The organism is Enterococcus sp. DIV0187 (assembly GCF_051713785.1).
Lineage (GTDB): Bacteria > Bacillota > Bacilli > Lactobacillales > Enterococcaceae > Enterococcus_A > Enterococcus_A avium.
The window spans coordinates 326,306-343,775 of sequence record NZ_JBIOQO010000002.1; the positions used below are offsets into that span (position 1 = coordinate 326,306).

13 protein-coding genes and 1 pseudogene are annotated in these 17,470 nt (G+C 39.0%); 2 read left to right on the forward strand and 12 right to left on the reverse strand.

Annotated features, from left to right (window positions below; translation table 11 throughout):
• Positions 1–27: 27 nt before the first annotated feature.
• Together IGI52_RS21505 and IGI52_RS21510 are read right to left on the reverse strand one after the other, a co-directional pair.
• Complete coding sequence (locus IGI52_RS21505) at positions 28–714, reverse strand: ABC transporter ATP-binding protein (RefSeq protein ID WP_216406451.1); 687 nt, start codon at positions 712–714, stop codon at positions 28–30.
• 11 nt (positions 715–725) lie between these two features.
• Entirely contained in the window at positions 726–1,787 is a 1,062-nt protein-coding gene (locus tag IGI52_RS21510) for an ABC transporter permease (RefSeq protein WP_438782422.1), read from the reverse strand.
• A 193-nt stretch (positions 1,788–1,980) separates the two neighbouring features.
• Here IGI52_RS21510 and IGI52_RS21515 point away from each other — a divergent pair, with 193 nt between their 5' ends.
• Entirely contained in the window at positions 1,981–2,577 is a 597-nt protein-coding gene (locus IGI52_RS21515; RefSeq protein WP_185937868.1) for a uracil-DNA glycosylase family protein, read from the forward strand.
• A 113-nt stretch (positions 2,578–2,690) separates the two neighbouring features.
• Here IGI52_RS21515 and IGI52_RS21520 read toward each other — a convergent pair whose 3' ends face one another.
• On the reverse strand, positions 2,691–3,536 hold the full coding sequence (locus IGI52_RS21520; RefSeq protein WP_438782423.1) for an SDR family oxidoreductase: 846 nt from the start codon (positions 3,534–3,536) through the stop codon (positions 2,691–2,693).
• Between the two features lie 106 nt (positions 3,537–3,642).
• Between IGI52_RS21520 and IGI52_RS21525 the strand changes: the two genes are divergently transcribed.
• Positions 3,643–4,110 carry an Rrf2 family transcriptional regulator gene (locus IGI52_RS21525; RefSeq protein ID WP_016178216.1) on the forward strand — a complete coding sequence of 156 codons (468 nt, stop codon included), beginning with the start codon at positions 3,643–3,645 and terminating at the stop codon, positions 4,108–4,110.
• 423 nt (positions 4,111–4,533) lie between these two features.
• Here the strand turns inward: IGI52_RS21525 and IGI52_RS21530 are convergent, their stop codons facing one another.
• The 9 genes and pseudogenes from IGI52_RS21530 to IGI52_RS21570 all read right to left on the reverse strand — a co-directional run bounded on the left by IGI52_RS21530 (position 4,534) and on the right by IGI52_RS21570 (position 17,314).
• A complete protein-coding gene (locus IGI52_RS21530; RefSeq protein ID WP_438782424.1) occupies positions 4,534–6,231 on the reverse strand; it encodes a metallophosphoesterase family protein in 1,698 nt (565 codons plus the stop codon).
• A 561-nt stretch (positions 6,232–6,792) separates the two neighbouring features.
• Positions 6,793–9,525, reverse strand: coding sequence for a cation-translocating P-type ATPase (locus IGI52_RS21535; RefSeq protein WP_438782425.1), 2,733 nt, complete (start codon positions 9,523–9,525; stop codon positions 6,793–6,795).
• Between the two features lie 203 nt (positions 9,526–9,728).
• Positions 9,729–11,007, reverse strand: a pseudogene (locus IGI52_RS21540) (SLC13 family permease).
• 172 nt (positions 11,008–11,179) lie between these two features.
• Positions 11,180–12,343 carry a sialidase family protein gene (locus IGI52_RS21545; protein ID WP_016178211.1) on the reverse strand — a complete coding sequence of 388 codons (1,164 nt, stop codon included), beginning with the start codon at positions 12,341–12,343 and terminating at the stop codon, positions 11,180–11,182.
• A gap of 136 nt (positions 12,344–12,479) precedes the next feature.
• Positions 12,480–12,926 (reverse strand): YhcH/YjgK/YiaL family protein, encoded by a 447-nt coding sequence (locus IGI52_RS21550; RefSeq protein WP_176675409.1) that lies wholly within the window; start codon positions 12,924–12,926, stop codon positions 12,480–12,482.
• A 12-nt stretch (positions 12,927–12,938) separates the two neighbouring features.
• On the reverse strand, positions 12,939–13,940 hold the full coding sequence (gene pdxA / locus IGI52_RS21555; protein ID WP_176675434.1) for a 4-hydroxythreonine-4-phosphate dehydrogenase PdxA: 1,002 nt from the start codon (positions 13,938–13,940) through the stop codon (positions 12,939–12,941).
• A gap of 39 nt (positions 13,941–13,979) precedes the next feature.
• Entirely contained in the window at positions 13,980–14,876 is an 897-nt protein-coding gene (gene dapA / locus IGI52_RS21560) for a 4-hydroxy-tetrahydrodipicolinate synthase (protein WP_016178208.1), read from the reverse strand.
• A gap of 21 nt (positions 14,877–14,897) precedes the next feature.
• Positions 14,898–16,055 carry an iron-containing alcohol dehydrogenase gene (locus tag IGI52_RS21565; protein ID WP_070503231.1) on the reverse strand — a complete coding sequence of 386 codons (1,158 nt, stop codon included), beginning with the start codon at positions 16,053–16,055 and terminating at the stop codon, positions 14,898–14,900.
• 23 nt (positions 16,056–16,078) lie between these two features.
• Positions 16,079–17,314, reverse strand: coding sequence for a four-carbon acid sugar kinase family protein (locus IGI52_RS21570; RefSeq protein WP_176675408.1), 1,236 nt, complete (start codon positions 17,312–17,314; stop codon positions 16,079–16,081).
• Positions 17,315–17,470 lie beyond the last annotated feature (156 nt).

A 17,470-nucleotide genomic window follows, 5' to 3' on the forward strand; every position in this document is an offset into this window, starting at 1 on the left:
TTGATACCATCATTATACGCGATAAGGTTATTCGTTCGCTTCTGAAATGTCTTTTTCTGTTAATTCTCCATCCTTCATCTCTAAAATTCGGTCACAGAATTTCACCAGCCGAGTATCATGAGTGACCATGATTGTCGCCTTATTTTTTTCTTTGGTTTCCTTGGCTAAAATTTTTACAACTTCATAAGCCTTCTCAGAGTCCAGACTAGCTGTCGGTTCATCGGCTAAAATAATCGTTGGGTCATGATACAACGCCCGAGCGATCGCGACTCGTTGACGTTCCCCGCCAGAAAGCTCTTCAGGATATTTATTTTCTAAACTGGCGATATCCAATTGCTCGAATAATTTTTCCGCCATTTCCGAATTATCACTTTTACTAACTTTGTCGACTAGCTTTAATTGCTTTTTGACGGTTAAAAACGGAACTAGGTTTGATGCCTGCAAAATAAAACCAATTTCCTTGAAGCGTAATTTTGCCCGTTCTTTTTCCTTCTTCTCGCTGAAATCATCATCGTTGATCAGAACTTCTCCTTCTGATGGGGCCTGTAAACCGCCTGCAATCGTCAGAAATGTACTCTTTCCCGAACCAGACGGACCAATAATGGCAACGAACTCCCCTTTTTCCACTGAAAAATTTGTTTCCTTCAACGCTTCAATCGTTGAATCGCCATCTTTAAATGATTTTTCTACTTGTTTAAATTCAATTGCACTCATTTTTCTTCCCCCTATCCGATTGCCTTCAATGGATCAATTTTTACAATGGTTCGCACTGAGAAGAACGCACCAATTAAAGCAACTAAGATCATCAATATGCTGATTCCGCCAAAGAACAACATATTAACCTGAAATGGCACTGCATCTGGTAATATCAGAGCTGTTCCTAACGTAGCTGCTAATCCAATCACTACCCCAACAGTCGCTAATAGGAATGTTTGCGCAATTACAGAATTTGAAATATAGCGACTTGAAATTCCCTGAGCCTTCATCACACCAAATATTTCTGCCTTTTGCATCGTTAACACATAGATGAAAATTCCTATGACGATTGCAGCAATTACGATCAAGAAACCGATCATAAATCCAAAGGTCAAGACCTGTGCACTGTAACCTGGTAGATCATTGATAAAACTCTTGATGTCCGTCTCCTCTAAATCATCTGGAAATGATTGAACATCTCCTCTAGTAATGATCGCATTGATTCGAGTATTTTCACTAGTTCCTTGTGTTTCAAAGCGAATTTCCTGATACGCACCAATCGTTGTATACAACACTGGTGCTACATTGAATTTTGCATTATCCGTGAACCCAACGATTTTTAATGTTTTATCGTTTCCTGCCATTTTAACAGTTTCACCGAGCTTCAGATTGTATTCATCCTTTAGCGAACGATCCGCTACTGCTTCATCATCAGAAGAAAACATCTTTCCGCTAGTCAGCTTTGGAGCCAGAAATTGATCCTTATCGATACCAAAAAAGCTGACATCAATTTTTTCTCCCCCATCACTTTTGATTACTCCCGCTGTTTGAGCAAGATAGGCTTTTTCATCTGCCTTTACATCATCAAAGGTTTTCAGCGGTATCATTGACATATTGAGATTATTATTCGCTTCCTCTGTTAAAAGAATGGAATCTGCATTCCATTTATCTACTGCTGTTCGGTTATCTTGCGCCAGCCCATAAGCCAACCCCGTTAAAAAAAATACCAGATAGGCAATCAAAAACATGACTCCCATTACTAACGTGTAACGCAATTTCGAATGTTTGATTTCATTAATCGCTAAAAACATAAAAAGACCTCCACTTATCAGTTGATAAAATTACCCTAACACGATTATTTTATGAAGGAAAATAATCTGCTTAGCAGCTGATAAGTTCATTGTCATCAAAATCCAGCATCGCTCAATTATTTTGGCAATCAATCTAAACTGGACACTCACTGTCAAGATTTCTTTTGTATACTAAACTAAAGGAGGTCACAAAATGAATATCAAACAAGAAATTGAGAAATACGTAGATGAAAATGACCAGATTTATTTAAACGATATTGATATCGATCCAAAATTAATAAAGGCGATTATGATTAACGAAGTGGTTCCTGCTGATCCAAACAATGATTTCTACAGTTTAGAAGATGCTGCTTACATGGAAACTACAATACCATTATTTCAAAAAGCCGGTATCGAGGTTACAAACATTCAAGACATATTGTCTTACGGTATTTATCTAACTAATGCGATAAAAATTCCAAAATTAGAAACGACAATCTCTAATGACAGCATCGAAAAAAGTTTGCCTTATTTAGAAAAGGAATTGACCCTTTTTCCAAATGTTCAAGTAATTATGTTGATGGGCGATGTCGCAAAAAAATGCTTTAATCGGATCACCAAAAAGTCTACAAAAAGAAATATTGTCCCGGCTATCTCCACCTATAAATTGCGAAACACTGAACTTTACTATCAAAATATCCGAATCATGCCCTCTTACATCATGACTGGTAAAAATATTTTGATTGAAAAATCAAAGGTTCGAATGGCGGCGGAAGATCTTGCCATTATGTATGAAATCATTTCTGATTAGTATCTCCATACAAGTTTTTCATTTACTAAAAATGACTATTCCAAAGAAGGAATAGTCATTTTAGGCTTATCTAGCTGTTTTATAATGCTTAGACAAAAAAGTCTGTGTATCCATCAATGCAAAAGCTCTTTAAATCCTGCTTCCAAACTCATTAGTGGTCTGCCTAATGCTTTTTCGAAATCCGTAGAAGTAACATCTAGTTGATTATTTTTAATATCATATTGGAAGGATAAAAATAGTTCTGCGACCGATTGAGGCATTCCGTTGGCAACTAAATGATTAATAAAACCTGAATCATCTGAACTTATTACTTCAAACTCTTTTCCTGTCGCTTTTTTTAGCGCGTTCGCCAAAGTGTTATAGTTTACTGGTTTTCCAGAAAGTTCTAAAATGGCTGGATAGTCAGCTCCTAGTAGAGCCTTTGCAGCCACCTCTGCGTATTCTCTTTTCATCGCCCAACCTGTTTTTCCATTTCCAGCCGCATAAACAAATTTCCCACTATTCATAGCCGCTTCGACTAACGGCAATTCATTCTCTAAATACCAATTATTACGCAAAAATGTATGCGAGATGCCTGCTTTTTCAATCAATCGTTCTGTAAAAAGATGATCCTCAGCTAAAGGACTAGTTGCTTTGTCCGCTTCAGCAAAACTTGTATAAACAATGTAAGATACTCCTGCTTTTATCGCTGCTTCAACCACATTTGCGTGCTCCTTCTTTCGATTGCCTGGAGCACCAGACACAAACAGCACACGATCAATTCCTTCAAATACTCTTTCCATAGCCTCCTTATCCCCATAATCACCGATTCGAACATGTATACCAGCCCTTTTTAAAGCTTCAGCTTTTGCTTCACTTCGAACCAAAGCAAAAATCTCCGAGGTTGAAATACTTTTTTTCAAGAAGTCCAATGCATAATTTCCGAATCCTCCAGTTGCACCTGTTACCAAATAATTCATATGATCCGCTCCTTTTCTTTTGCTGTACATTTATAATTTACACCTATAATCATAAGTAGTATGATAAGATATGTCAAGAAAGAAAATTACAAAAGGAGCTGAGGTCATGAAATACTCGATACAATTCAGTGATGCCATCCACATCCTTGCTTATATTGAAATCTGCAAAGGAACTGATGCGCTATCTAGTGAAATGATTGCTAAAAGTGTGGAAACGAATCCAGCAAATGTTCGAAAAATCATGAGCCAACTAAAAAAATCTGGGCTGATCCTCACACAAATCGGAAAACCAAACCCCACTCTCGCAAAACGACCGGAAAATATCACGCTATTAGAAATTTATAAAAGTATTGAGGGAAATACGAACTTGATTCAAGTAGATCCTAAAACCAATCCGAATTGTATCGTTGGCGCAAATATTCAAGAAGTGCTTAGCGAAAAATACGATGCACTACAGAAAAAAGTAGAAGAAGAAATGAATGAGATTACGCTTGATATGTTAATCCACAAAATCGCCAAACTGGAAATTGATAAAAGACCGGAAAATAAGAAGCTGATTCAAGATTTTTTATAAAAATCAAAAAAAGAGCTGTGACAAAAATTTCGTCACAGCCTCCATTACTTGTTTCTAAATCCGTCGACTCATTTGAAGAACAGCGATCTTTCGACGAATATCCTCTCTTATCTTGATTAAATAAGGAAAAAATATCAGTGGTCTCTATCTTTTTTATAAAATCCCATCAAAATTTGCGGATACTCCTCTGCTAAGTTTTGAGTTTCTCGTGAATAGTCAATTACGTCAAATTCAGAGTTAGCAAGTTCTGTTAATAAATTTCAATATTACTCTTGAAAAGTGATATTGTCTGAGATTACGACTCTAATAGATTTCCTCCATACATTCTTTCATATTCGAGTAAAGCTATATACGAACAAATATATTATCTTTGAATAATCGTAAAAATCAACAGAGGCGAAAATCTTTCTTCTCCTCTGTCAATTATTTTCCGCGTTCTAATAAGCTCATTAATTCAAACCCGGTATTTACTTTTGAATAAATCGAACACACAACAAACATCCGTTTTCCAGCAAATTCAACATTTTTGAAGCGTCTTGAAGATGCCGGGATATGATGATGTCCATGAATAGCGCCGATAATATTGTATCTTTCAAATAGCTTTTCTATCTGTGGTTCTGAACAAACATAATCTTTATTATATGCATCGCTTGTTTCTGGCAGTAGGCTCAGTTCATTGAATAATGGTGCGTGAGAAACAATTACAGTGGGTGTATCCACGTCCTCGCCTAAGATTTTTTCCAACGCGTTTAAAATGAATCGTTGCAGCGCTTCTTTTCGTCTCACTAACGCAACAGGAATTGTCAAACCGACATAACGAATACCTTCATGAATAAGATACTCATTGTTCAAAAGCTTCATTTTTGGAAAGCGACTAGTGATTTCCGTTTTGACCACTTCATAAAAATCATGCTCACCAGTCGGTAATAAATACCACGCTTCATCCGTTTCTTGCATTAGCTCCTTAAACCATTCATAGTTGAAAAACGGTCGCCACTTATCCCATTGCTCTTCAGATACATCGGTCGTTTCAGGTAGAACGTCCATTAGTTCATGTCCTCCTATCACATAGATCCCTTCAATTTCTTCATCTTGAACATGAGAATCCGACACATCACCGACCAGCACATTAAAATGTCGATTAACAAATGGCAACTTTCCATCCTGCGCATGGATATCTGAAACCACATTGATCAGATTACGATTTTCAGTGGAATGGACGTTTTTGAAATACTTCTCTGCTTCATCGGGATGGACACTGTGAGCAACATAGTTTTCCCGCGTTCGGGAGAGTTCTTCCCCATATTGAGAGCGTAGAAGCGGTTGAGTATTGACCATTTGAGCTGAATCAGTAACAGCTAGAGCCTGTTCAACACCATGCTTCACTTCTTGAGGCAATAAGGAAAGTGCCGATCCAATATCCGAATATATCGTCAGTCCTTTGTCGATCAGCAGTTGATCTTGCTCCACTGCATCTAACAACTGAACATCTTTTCCATCGATCATCAATGGCAATGAATTAGCCAGCTGAACAACGAAATTCAAATACTCAGAAATATAGCCTGCAATTCCGGTTTTTATATTTTCACTAAAAAGAAATTTTCCGGCCAGATTCGCTGATAACGGTCCGGTTTCATCGTGTTGCATCAATCGTCCAGCAACCTGAATTTCTAATAACGGATTTTGCAGGATCGCTTTATAAGCCTGCTTTACTTCAAATGATTTTTCATCCACACGATTTCCAGACACCTGAAAAATGCTCAACATCAAATATTTCTCTATTGTTGTCTGATGAAGCTCAATATAGCGTCGAATTTCTTCTGGATGAAGCAAATATTGGATCGCGGCACGTTGGATATAGTTTCGAGCTGTATCATAAGGAATCGCTGAATAGACTAAATCGCCTTTTGAAGAAATTGCCATAGATTGATTTCTTGTATTGTAGGTCAATTGAAAATAATCATTTTTAAAAACCGTTTTATTAACGGGCCGCCGTTTATTTTCTGGATAACGTTCTATTCGTTCAGCTAGAGCTGGTGGCAGCACAACCTTTGAGGTAGTTTGCAGGGAAGCTGCTCGATTTTCAATCAACGAATTTGTCGTCTCTTTTTCTGATTTCATGGAATCACCTCTCATTCTGTTAATCATTCTTTTATTAAACCCATTATAGCGTGTATCGTCAAATCGGGTGAAGGATTTCTCAAAAGTCTTTAGCTTCATTGCTTTCTAAATGAGTAACAATCCTCAGATGCGCCTCATTCTTAAATCACTCTTTCATTTAGTTACACTCTGAGTATACCAATCAGTCAATGACTAAGGAGGTGTGTAATTGTATTTTTCTTTACTAGATTTTAGTTTCGGATGAATCATCTAAAAAAGTAAAATAACAAATGATACGCACTATTAATAATTTCGTTTCATAATAAATAATTGAAGAGAATGATTCCTTAATCAGTGGTAGGATGTCAGGTGAAAGGGATGGATGATTAATGGAATATGTTATTGGTAATGAAATTACTACCGTAGACTGCCATGGAGAAAAAGTAACAGGAATCATCGAACAAATCTATGTAAATACGATAATTGTCGGGACTACGACAATGAAATATGTCTGTCCCAAAAAATAGCTTAGTACATAAAAAGCAGGCAGCGTATCTAAATTCTGACACACTGCCTGTTTTTTTACTCAATTACGATTTCTTCAACTTTTTCAGCAGAAACTTTTCGCTGAAAAAACTTTACAAATTCAACAATCGGAATAATCGAGAAGGACGCTCCAGCAACTACGCCCCATTGGACACCATTCAAAGAAGCTACACGGAAAATATCGTTTAGTCCCGGAACCAAAATAATTACACCCATCAAAGCAAAGGAAAGCAAAATCGCCCAGTTGAAGGTTTTGTTACGAAACAGCCCTACTTTGAAAATTGATTGCTTCACAGACTTCACGTTAAAGGCGTGGAATAGCTGCATAAATCCAAGTGTCGCAAAGCACATCGTCAAGGCATCTGCATGTTGCAAATTATAAAGTGCCTGAGTAGATAATTCCGGCATACTTAACGCTGTATGCGCTGGATTTTGAATCGCAAACCAGTAAACAAACAACGTAATCCCGCCTTCTAAAATTCCTTGATAAATAATACTGCTGAACACTCCACCAGAGAATAGATTTGAACTGCGTCCTCTTGGCTTATGACTCATTAAGTCTTTTTCAGCTGGCTCCATTCCTAATGCGATTGCTGGAAAAGTATCAGTTACTAAATTGATCCATAATAAGTGAATCGGCAACAAAGTATCCCAAGCAAACAAGGTCGCAATAAATAAAGTCAAGACTTCACCTAAATTCGCTGCCAACAAGTATTGAACAGTCTTTTGAATATTCGAAAATACTTTCCGGCCTTCTTCGACGGCAACGACGATCGTAGCAAAATTATCATCAGCCAGTACCATATCGGAGGCGCCTTTAGAAACTTCTGTACCAGTAATCCCCATACCAATTCCGATATCGGCTTGTTTTAATGACGGAGCATCATTGACACCATCGCCGGTCATCGCTACTACTTTTCCTTCTTGCTGCCAGGCCTTCACGATCCGGACCTTATGCTCTGGCGATACGCGCGCATATACAGAATAGTTATACACTTTTTTAGCAAACTCTTCATCACTCAGCTCGTTCAGCTCTGCACCAGTTAAGACAGCGTTGGAATTTCCAGCATGAATAATTCCTAGACGAACCGCGATGGCTTCAGCAGTATCTTTGTGATCTCCTGTGATCATAATAGGTCGAATCCCAGCTTCTTTTGCCATTCTCACCGCTTCGGCAGCTTCTTCTCTTTCGGGATCAATCATCCCGACTAATCCAGCAAAGCATAAATCATTTTCAAGTATTTCTGACGTCAATTCTGGTGGAAGTTCGTCTAAATACTTGAAGCCCATCGCCAACACCCGTAATGCTTGCTTCGCCATATCAGCATTGTTAAACAGAATTTCATTCTTTTCTTTTTCCGTCATGGAATGTTCTTGGCCAGCTACAAATACACGTTTTGTTCGTTGAATTAAAACATCTGGAGCTCCCTTTACCGCGACTAGGTATCTTCCGTCAGCAAGTTGATGAACCGTGCTCATGAGTTTCCGATCTGAATCAAAAGGAAGCTCCCCGACACGAGGCTCCTTTTTTAGACTTTGGTGAATATCAAAATTCTGATCAATCCCAAATTGAACTAGAGCCGTTTCCGTGGGATCACCAATCAATGTTCCATCTTGAGCAAATTTTGTATCATTAGCGTAATTCATGATTTTTATCGCTAAGTTGTCTGTTCCAATAGTAGATTTAGCCGATTTTTGCTGAAACTCATCATACAATTTTTCTACAGTCATTTGATTCAGTGTCAAAGTCCCTGTTTTATCCGAAGCAATGATGTCCGTGCTTCCTAACGTTTCCACAGCTGGCAATTTGCGAATAACAGAATTACGTCTTGCCATTACTTGGGTTCCTAAAGCTAAAATGATTGTCACAATTGCTGGTAAGCCTTCAGGAATTGCTGCAACGGCTAAGGAAATCGAAGTCAACAGCATATCTACGAAAGAGGTCCCATTGATCAATGTTCCAACGATAAACATAATCACTGCGATGGCAATAATCGCTATAGTCAAGAATTTTCCCAGATCATTCAAATTATTCTTCAGAGGCGTTTCTGTTTCGTCCGCTTGAGCCAACATATCAGCGATTTTTCCGACTTCGGTACTCATTCCAGTGTTCACTACAACACCTTTACCCCGGCCATAGGTTACATTGCTATTTGAAAAAGCCATGTTTACACGATCCCCAATACCAATATCACCAGCTGGTAATACGCCCGTTTCTTTTTCCACTGGTACCGATTCACCCGTCAAGGCCGCTTCTTCAATTTTTAATGAAGCCGCTTCTAATAATCGAATATCTGCTGGAACAACATCTCCCGCTTCTAGTAATACAATATCCCCAGGAACTAGCTCATCACTTTTGATTGATAAGGTATGCCCGTCCCTCAAGACAGTAGCATTTGGTGTCGACATTTGCTTCAACGCTTCAATCGCCTGCTCCGCTTTGGCTTCTTGAAAAACACCCATGATCGCATTAATGATCACAACGAGTAAAATGATGATTGAATCAACAACCTCATGAGATACAATTGCTGAGATGATTGCAGCAGCAAGTAAAACCAGAATCATAAAATCCTTGAACTGTTCCGCAAATTTCATCAATAGACTCTTTTTCTTACCTTCAGCCAGTTCATTTTTTCCATATGCTGCTAAACGTTTTTTTGCCTCGTTATTACTTAATCCATCGCTTGATGTCTGCATTTCAGTCAAAACAAGTTCTGTAGCTTCCGCATAAAATGCTGTTGTACTTTGTTTCTTATTCGTTTCTGTCATAACTTCCTCCTAATTTTTCTTAAAAAAAGAGACTTGTGTATGTCTAAAGAGGCATACACAAGTCTCACCATTCAAGACAGCACCAGAAAAATTTTTTCGTTATTGGTGATACTGTCACAGCTGTTACACTGCTGGTTACTCCCTTATGTGGAAATTAAAATTCTAATGTAGAACGGTCAATCCAAACAAAAGAATTACTTTATTTAAAATGGAAAGACTACGACTGATCCGATTGTCAGTGCAACGATTCGAATCAGATACATAGGCACTGAATATTTCCAGAACTCCGGCAGCTTGTATTTTCCCATCCCCATGATCATGGCTGGCATTCCATCTACAGGCATGTACCCACCATTCCAACCAGAGATCACAACTGCTGTTGCCGCTGCAACAGGACTTAAGTCTAAACTAATCGTTGTCGCTATCGCAATTGGAGCGAAAATATAAACAGATCCCATGTTTGAACCCGTAAATGTTGCACAGGTACTAGTTAATAAAGCGAAGATCAACACTAAGAAGAATGGATGGAAATTCGTTCCGATCGTATCTGCCACTAAATCACCGATCATCGCTGTAAATCCAGTATTTGCTAAGGCATCTGCCACTCCGATAACACCAGCCATCATCAAAATTACTGGTGCTCCCATACTGTCACGCACTTCTTTGAAATCTAACACATTGATTACTAAGAGGATAGCACCTGCTAATCCCGGAATCACATAAGAAGCATCACCTAATGTATTCATCATCATCATACCAGCAACACTTAACATGAATAAAGCAATCGTAAGATTTTCTTTCCACGCCGGTAATACTACTGCCTCAGCTTCTTCTTTTTTATCCTCTTCTCCTGGTTCTGTAATTGGATGATCTGGTAATAAACGATAAGCAATCAAACTCCAAACTAGGAAACCCATTGCTAAAATGAAGTTAACGATTGCAAATTTCGGCATTGAGATCGTCTCTTTATATCCCGCCGTTTCTAACACACTAACAGTTACGCCATAAAATAACGCGCAGTTAAAGGGCAGTAACGGATGGTTCGTCGCAAAACCTAACGGCATCATTAATTTTGATGTAGGCATTTTTTTTATTATAAGGAATCATCGATACTAACGATAAAATAAGAACATAATACCCAGTAGATCCAGAACCTGTCAGACTTGCACCAAGCATCACCACGATCAGCAGTAACACATAACTTTTATAGCCGCCACGATTAACCAATGAGATCATCGTGGATTGGACTCTGCCAATCAAACTGGTCTTCATTAAACCTGCCATTACAACCATAAATCCTGCTACCATAATTACACTTGAATTTACAAATCCTGCAAAAGCCTCTTGAACTGTTGATAAACCAGTAACAACCAATAACAAGCAGGCCAACAAAGGTGGAGCGCCAAAGGCCAATTTGTCAGACATGATCAAGACGATCATGAAAACTAAAATACCCAGGGCGAGAATCATTTCTATTGTCATTTTTGTATTCTCCTTTTTTGTTAAAATGAAATAATTTTTTACTTTCTGTTGATACATAAGGAAGATCAACGCCCTATGTATCAGCAGTAAATGTAATTCTAAGTCCTGAGCAGTGGTCGCTCTGCAGCGCAACACACTGATGCTGGAAACTTCAAATAGTTATTTTTTTCGGTTAGACGCCTTCACCCGAAGTTGGATTATAGACACCCTCTGCTTCTCTTTTTTCGCCAAATAAATCTTCCACTGTAAAACGAACGTACTTCACGCACAAACGATTCTTGTAGGCATAAACCAAATGCAACACCCCATTGCTGTCTTGATAAAGTGTCGGATATTCGTGCTGCGAGTTATTCGTTTTATTTTCGATTCCAATATAGCCTTCAGCGGGTTCAAAGACTCTGCCGATTGGCCAAGTTTTACCATGATCTTCTGTAACTGAAACAGCAACTGGATTTCGTAAGCCAGGCCATGCCACTTTTCCGAATTCCGCACGATTGGCAGCGTTCACATTATAAGCTAAAGCGATTTCACCCGATTGCAGCTTAATTGCACTGACACTCGCATTATTATTCGGTAGCATGGTCGCTTCTGGAACTGACCAAGTATCACCGAAATCATGCGATTCACTCTTATAAACATGATCCGCAAATCGACTACGCATAAAGGCAACTAAATGTCCTTCTTCTACTTCAATTAGATTTGCATGTACTCGCCCATTACTATCAGGCATCCGAACCGCTTTCCACGTTTTTCCTTGGTCGTCTGAAACTTGAAATTCCGTTGGATCATTGGTCAATCCATCTGGTGAATCTTCACATAGCCATGTACTAAAAATCCAACGGCCGTTACTTAAAACTTGAATTGCTTGTCTAGAGAAGGTCCCTTCATTATCGAACAATACCTCTGGTTCTTTCCAAGTCTCTCCCTCATCCTCAGATTTTTGAACCATAATAATAGAAGTAAACTGCATGTTATCTTTGCCTTCTTGACGGCTCAATTGAGACGTATAAATTAACCAAATCTCGCCATCCGGTGCTCTGAAAAAGGCTGGATTCTGTTCACTGCGATCTTCACCCTTAGAAACAATCTTTGCCTCTGACCAAACCTGTGTTTTAGGGTCTAACTTGGAAACAGCGATGGAAATATCTCCGCTTCCTTCAAAACTTCCAGCAAACCACGCACACAACATCCCACCATCCTTCGTTTCAATTAATGCGGGTGCATGAGCAGTTGCTTTTCCGCCAGTGGGAATCAATCCAAAATCTATATTCATAAAATCATCCCGATAAACCACGCCATTTGGTTCAGATTGTCGTACTTTCGGTAACTCTGTCATACTTTTTCCTCCTTATTCTTCCTATTAATGTGTTTATTTTTTCTTCTAGAAAAACTAAGTAAACGATTCATGTCGCATCCCATCCAACTAGGTTTCACCGGCAGTCGCTCACTTATTTTTCCAGAGTGCTTCCTTTTTAATTAAGTGCTAACTTAATGACTGCTTTCTTAAAGCGCAGCGGCTGATCGACGTGAAAAACCGCCTTATGACCATCCCACGGAAAACAAATGTACGCCATGCCTTCTGACATCTTCATCTTATGTGCATCTTTACCCGTAAACTTTTGAACATCTTTTTCTGCGTTGTAGGGAATTGCTTCAATTAAATCGTCAATTTTGTTCCAAGCAATATATTCTTCACCCTCTAAGACAATCTGAAGATCTACGAAGTTTCGATGCGCTTCGAATTGTGCCTCTTCAATGGGTTTGGTCGCTCCTTCTTGAAAGAAGAAGAAACCACCCTCGAAGAAATACTTTTTGCCAAATTCCTGTTGCTCAATCCTATTCATTGCTTCAAGCGCATCAGGAATATTGGGAAATAATTTCGTATAATGTTTCAAATTTGTTACGGCATCAATAATCATTTCTCAGCCCTCCTAAGAATTCTCGGCTAAACGAATCGCATAGTCGATAGCATTTTCAAGACTGAATTCACTTGCCGTCCACTTCCCGGCTTGGTCAAATGCGGTACCATGATCCACAGAAGTTCGAATAATCGGCAGACCAAGAGTAATGTTTACTCCTTTGACCGCTTCCCAAGCACCTGCTTTCTGATCATAGACAAAGCCTAATGTTTTCAATGGAATGTGCCCTTGATCGTGATACATTGCAACAACGATGTCATACATCCCGCCGTTTGCCTTGGAAAACACGGTATCCGCTGGCAAAGAACCATACGCTTTGATGCCTTCTGCCTTAGCAGCTTCTACGGCTGGATTGATCTCATTGATTTCTTCTTGACCGAACAAACCATTTTCACCACAGTGAGGATTCAAGCCCGCTACTGCGATTCGCGGTTCAGCGATTCCTAAATTTTTGCAGGCTTGATTCGCAATTCGAATCACATCTAAAACCCGTTCTTTTGTGGCACGATCGCAGGCTTCTCTTAAGGAAACATGAGTCGAAACGTGCACAACCCGCAAATTCCCGTCTGCCAGCATCATCGTATATTTTTCAGTTCCAGTTAAATCTGCATAAATTTCAGTATGTCCAGCATAATGATGACCAGCCGCATTCATTGCTTCTTTATTCAGTGGATTTGTAACAGTGGCGTCAACTTCTTTAGCCATCGCTAGTTCGATCACTTTTTTTACATATTGAAAGGCGGCATTTCCGCCAACTTTGGAGACCTCCCCAATTGGCAAATCTTTCATGTTTACAACAGCTAAATCAATCAAATCAATTGTTCCAAACGTGAATTTCCCTTCACTTGGCTTTTTCACTACATTGATAGCTAGAGCTAATTCCGGATGTTTTTCTAAGTAGTATTTCAAAACACTTTCATCACCGATTAATAGCGGACGACACCGATCATATAACGCTTGTTTGTTCAAGGCTTTAATCGCGATCTCAGGACCAATTCCAGCTGGATCGCCCATGGTGATTCCAACGATTTTTTTCACTTCGCTTCCTCCATCCTATTTCATGCCTTTTTCTTGATTTTCTGCAATTACTTTTTTCAACGCTTCAGTTGCCTGTGGGGAAACTTGATTGAACGGTGCACGACATTTCCCGACTGGGTAGCCTAATAGTCCTACTGTATGCTTGACAATCGTATTCGGATTACCAAATTTGAAGCAATCTCTAAATGAACGAATCGAATCTTGATAAGCTCTTGCTTTTTCAATATTTCCTTCTAAGAATTGTTCATAAATCTGCGCCATAACAAATGGATAGATGTTCGAACATCCCGCAATTCCGCCTTGTCCACCTGCTAGAAGCGTCCACAAAATCAATGAATCATTACCGGAAAGAACAGCGAAATCCTTCTGCTCACGAGTCTGTTCAATGTATTGCAGAATATTATCAAAATTTCCGCTGCTGTCTTTCACACCAATAATATTGTCAATCGTACTTAATTTACCAACGGTAGCTGGAGCAATGGCATTGCCGGTTCGCGCTGGGATATTGTATAGAACGATTGGCATATCCACGTTTTCAGCCACTGTTTTAAAGTGGGTATACAACTCCTCTTGTGATGCTGCCGCAAACGAAGGGGTAATGATTGAAAGTACATCCACACCAACCTCCTTCGCCTTTTGTGACAAACGAATCGTATCTTTTGTTCCTACAAGTCCTGTTGAAGCATAAACAGGTACGCGACCGTTTACCTCTTCAACTGCCACCTTCATGATTTCAATTTTTTCTTCTTCTGAAAGAATATAGCCTTCGCCGTTGGTCCCAAAAACAAAGATTCCATGGATACCACCATCAATTAGTCGATTGATTTGCACACGAAGCTCTTCATAATTAACACTCTCATCGTTTTTCATTGGTGTTAAAATTGGAGAAATGATTCCTTTGATTTCTACCATATTATTCTGCCCCATTCCTTTTTATAAAATTTCTAAATAGATGCTTCTTGCATCTTCAGGTGTCACTTCGCGCTTATTGTTGACTAACAAGCGTGTTACTTCCATCCCTGCAGCTACTAAACCGTCCAAGTCTTCGGCTGGTACATCAAAAGTTTTCAAGCTAGTAGGAATTTCCAATACTTTGACGATTTCTTCTAGCTGATTGATCATGTAACTAGATTTCTGATCCACTGTTAAATTTTTATCGCCATTTTTTACTACTCGGTCGTATGCCACCGCCAGTAATTCTTTGATCGCTGGTTCATTAAATTTCATCACCGGTGTCAATAGCATCGCATTAGAAACACCGTGAGCAATGTGGTATTTCCCACCTAATGGATATGAAAGTGCATGAACGGCAGTTGTTCCTGATGAGGTGATCGCTACTCCAGCATAGAAGGAGCCTAAAAGCATGTTACTTTTTGCGTCTAATGCCTCTGGATTGGTGCAAGCTTCAATAATGTTGTTCATAATCAAGTCCAATGCTTCTAACGCGAAGGTATTACTGATTGGATTTGCCTTTGTAGAAGTGAAGCATTCAATTGCGTGACATAACGCGTCCACTCCAGTCGCTGCTGCGATCGGTTTTGGTAAATTTTTGATCATTCGACTGTCTAAAATCACGTAGTCGGCGATCATTTCAGGATTGACGATTCCAATTTTTAATTCCTTTTCCGGAACTCCAACGATGCTGTTAGGAGTCGCTTCTGAACCTGTTCCAGCGGTAGTTGGAATCATTAAGCTAGTAATTTGCTTCTTAGCCAATAATGGATTGTCCAATAAATCCTTAACCGTGTAACTATCTGTCGCTAAGATTGACGCTAGTTTGGCAACATCCATCACACTTCCGCCGCCGATTGCAATAATAAAATCTGCTTTTTCCTTCTTAAATTCCTCCACCATCGCTTGGGCTTCATGATAATTCGGTTCTGCCGGAATCTCCGATATGATCGTGTATTCTACACCAGCCTTTTCAATCATTGATTTAGGTAAATCCAATAGCCCTGCGCCTAAAATTCCTTTATCGGTAAAAATCACGATCTTTTGAACACCTTTTGCAAGGATATCTGAAAGTTGCTCAATTGCATGTTCGCCGGCAATAATATTCTTTGGCATTTTTAAGCTGTAATCTGCAAGCATTTTTATTTCCTCCATTTTCTTATCTATTCTGTTAATTGGCTGATTTCTTCAAAAAGTTCAACATTTCCAAAGCCACCAGACTTAGTAATCACCTGAATTTCTCGATTCCTCCATACAATTGAGGAAAGAACCACACCGGCACTAATTTCTACCAGCGGTTTTATCTGATTGATCCCTAACACATTCATTGACTGAAACAAGGTATCACCGCCTGTGAATAGGAAGGTGTTTTCAGAGTCCTTCGACCAAATCGCTTGGGTTAGTTCTCCTAATGACCGACCAATTTTAAAACGAAAATCTGAAATATCTAAGCCTTGTTCTTGTTTGTAGCTTTCAATTCCTATGCTAGTTTCTTTACTTAATGTTTCAAAGAGAATCAGCGGATGCTTCTCCATTAACGATAAATAATGATCCACCTTCTTCTTTCCTTCTGAATCGAACCAATAATTTGAGCGTAACAATTGGTGAGGGGTCAAGGAAATTCTAGGATAGTTCCTCTGCTCTACATAATCGACCTGTTTTTTTGTAATCGGGTTGACACTTCCGCATATCACCACAAGAGGTTTTTTTAAGGAATAATTTTTAGGTTCATATTCGGGAAATAGTTTTGTTGCTAATATCTTCGCAAACCCAGCACATCCTACCGTCATTGACAGCAAATTCTTCTGTTCCAGCCTTTCGACATGCTGCTCCATATCCTCATTCGTTTTAGCATCAAATAGTAAAACACCGTTGAAGCTTTGCGGAAATGTTTCTTTTATTAAGAGGCCATCAATATTCGCTTCTTTTTTTAATCGTCGCAATACGTTACTTTCATTCACTGGCTCATAGGGATCTTTTCCAAAGACACTCTCAGAAACTAATATTTGATCTATGTATAAATTCCCATCTATTAATACACGATTCATTTCAGGATAAGCTGGTAAAAACGGTACCGCAGTTGCTCGACTAGCATCTAACACAGCTTTAATCTCAGCACTGATATTCCCTCGCAAAGCAGAATCAACTTTTTTGTAAATGAAAGGCACATCCGCATTTTTAGCGCTTACAATTATCCGATGAATTAAGCTGTATGCCTCTTCAAAGCTTAAGTAACGACTTTCTGTATCAATTACTAATACATCGACTTCTTCATTCATTTCATTGAAGTTAAACGTTGTATCGGTCGAAACCATCGTTGGAATACCTCGTTTAGAAAATTGAACACCTGTATCTAACGCTCCGGTAAAATCATCTGCGATAATTAATAGCTTTATCATCCGTTCACCACCTTAGATTTCATGGTTTCATTTTAGCTTGCATCCTTGCCCTTGGATATTTAAAAAAAGAAAAAAACGTTTATTATTGAAACATTTTCTTTGTTTTGATGATTTCTCTAAATAGAAAGATGTATAATTGTTCTAATATGAAACAAG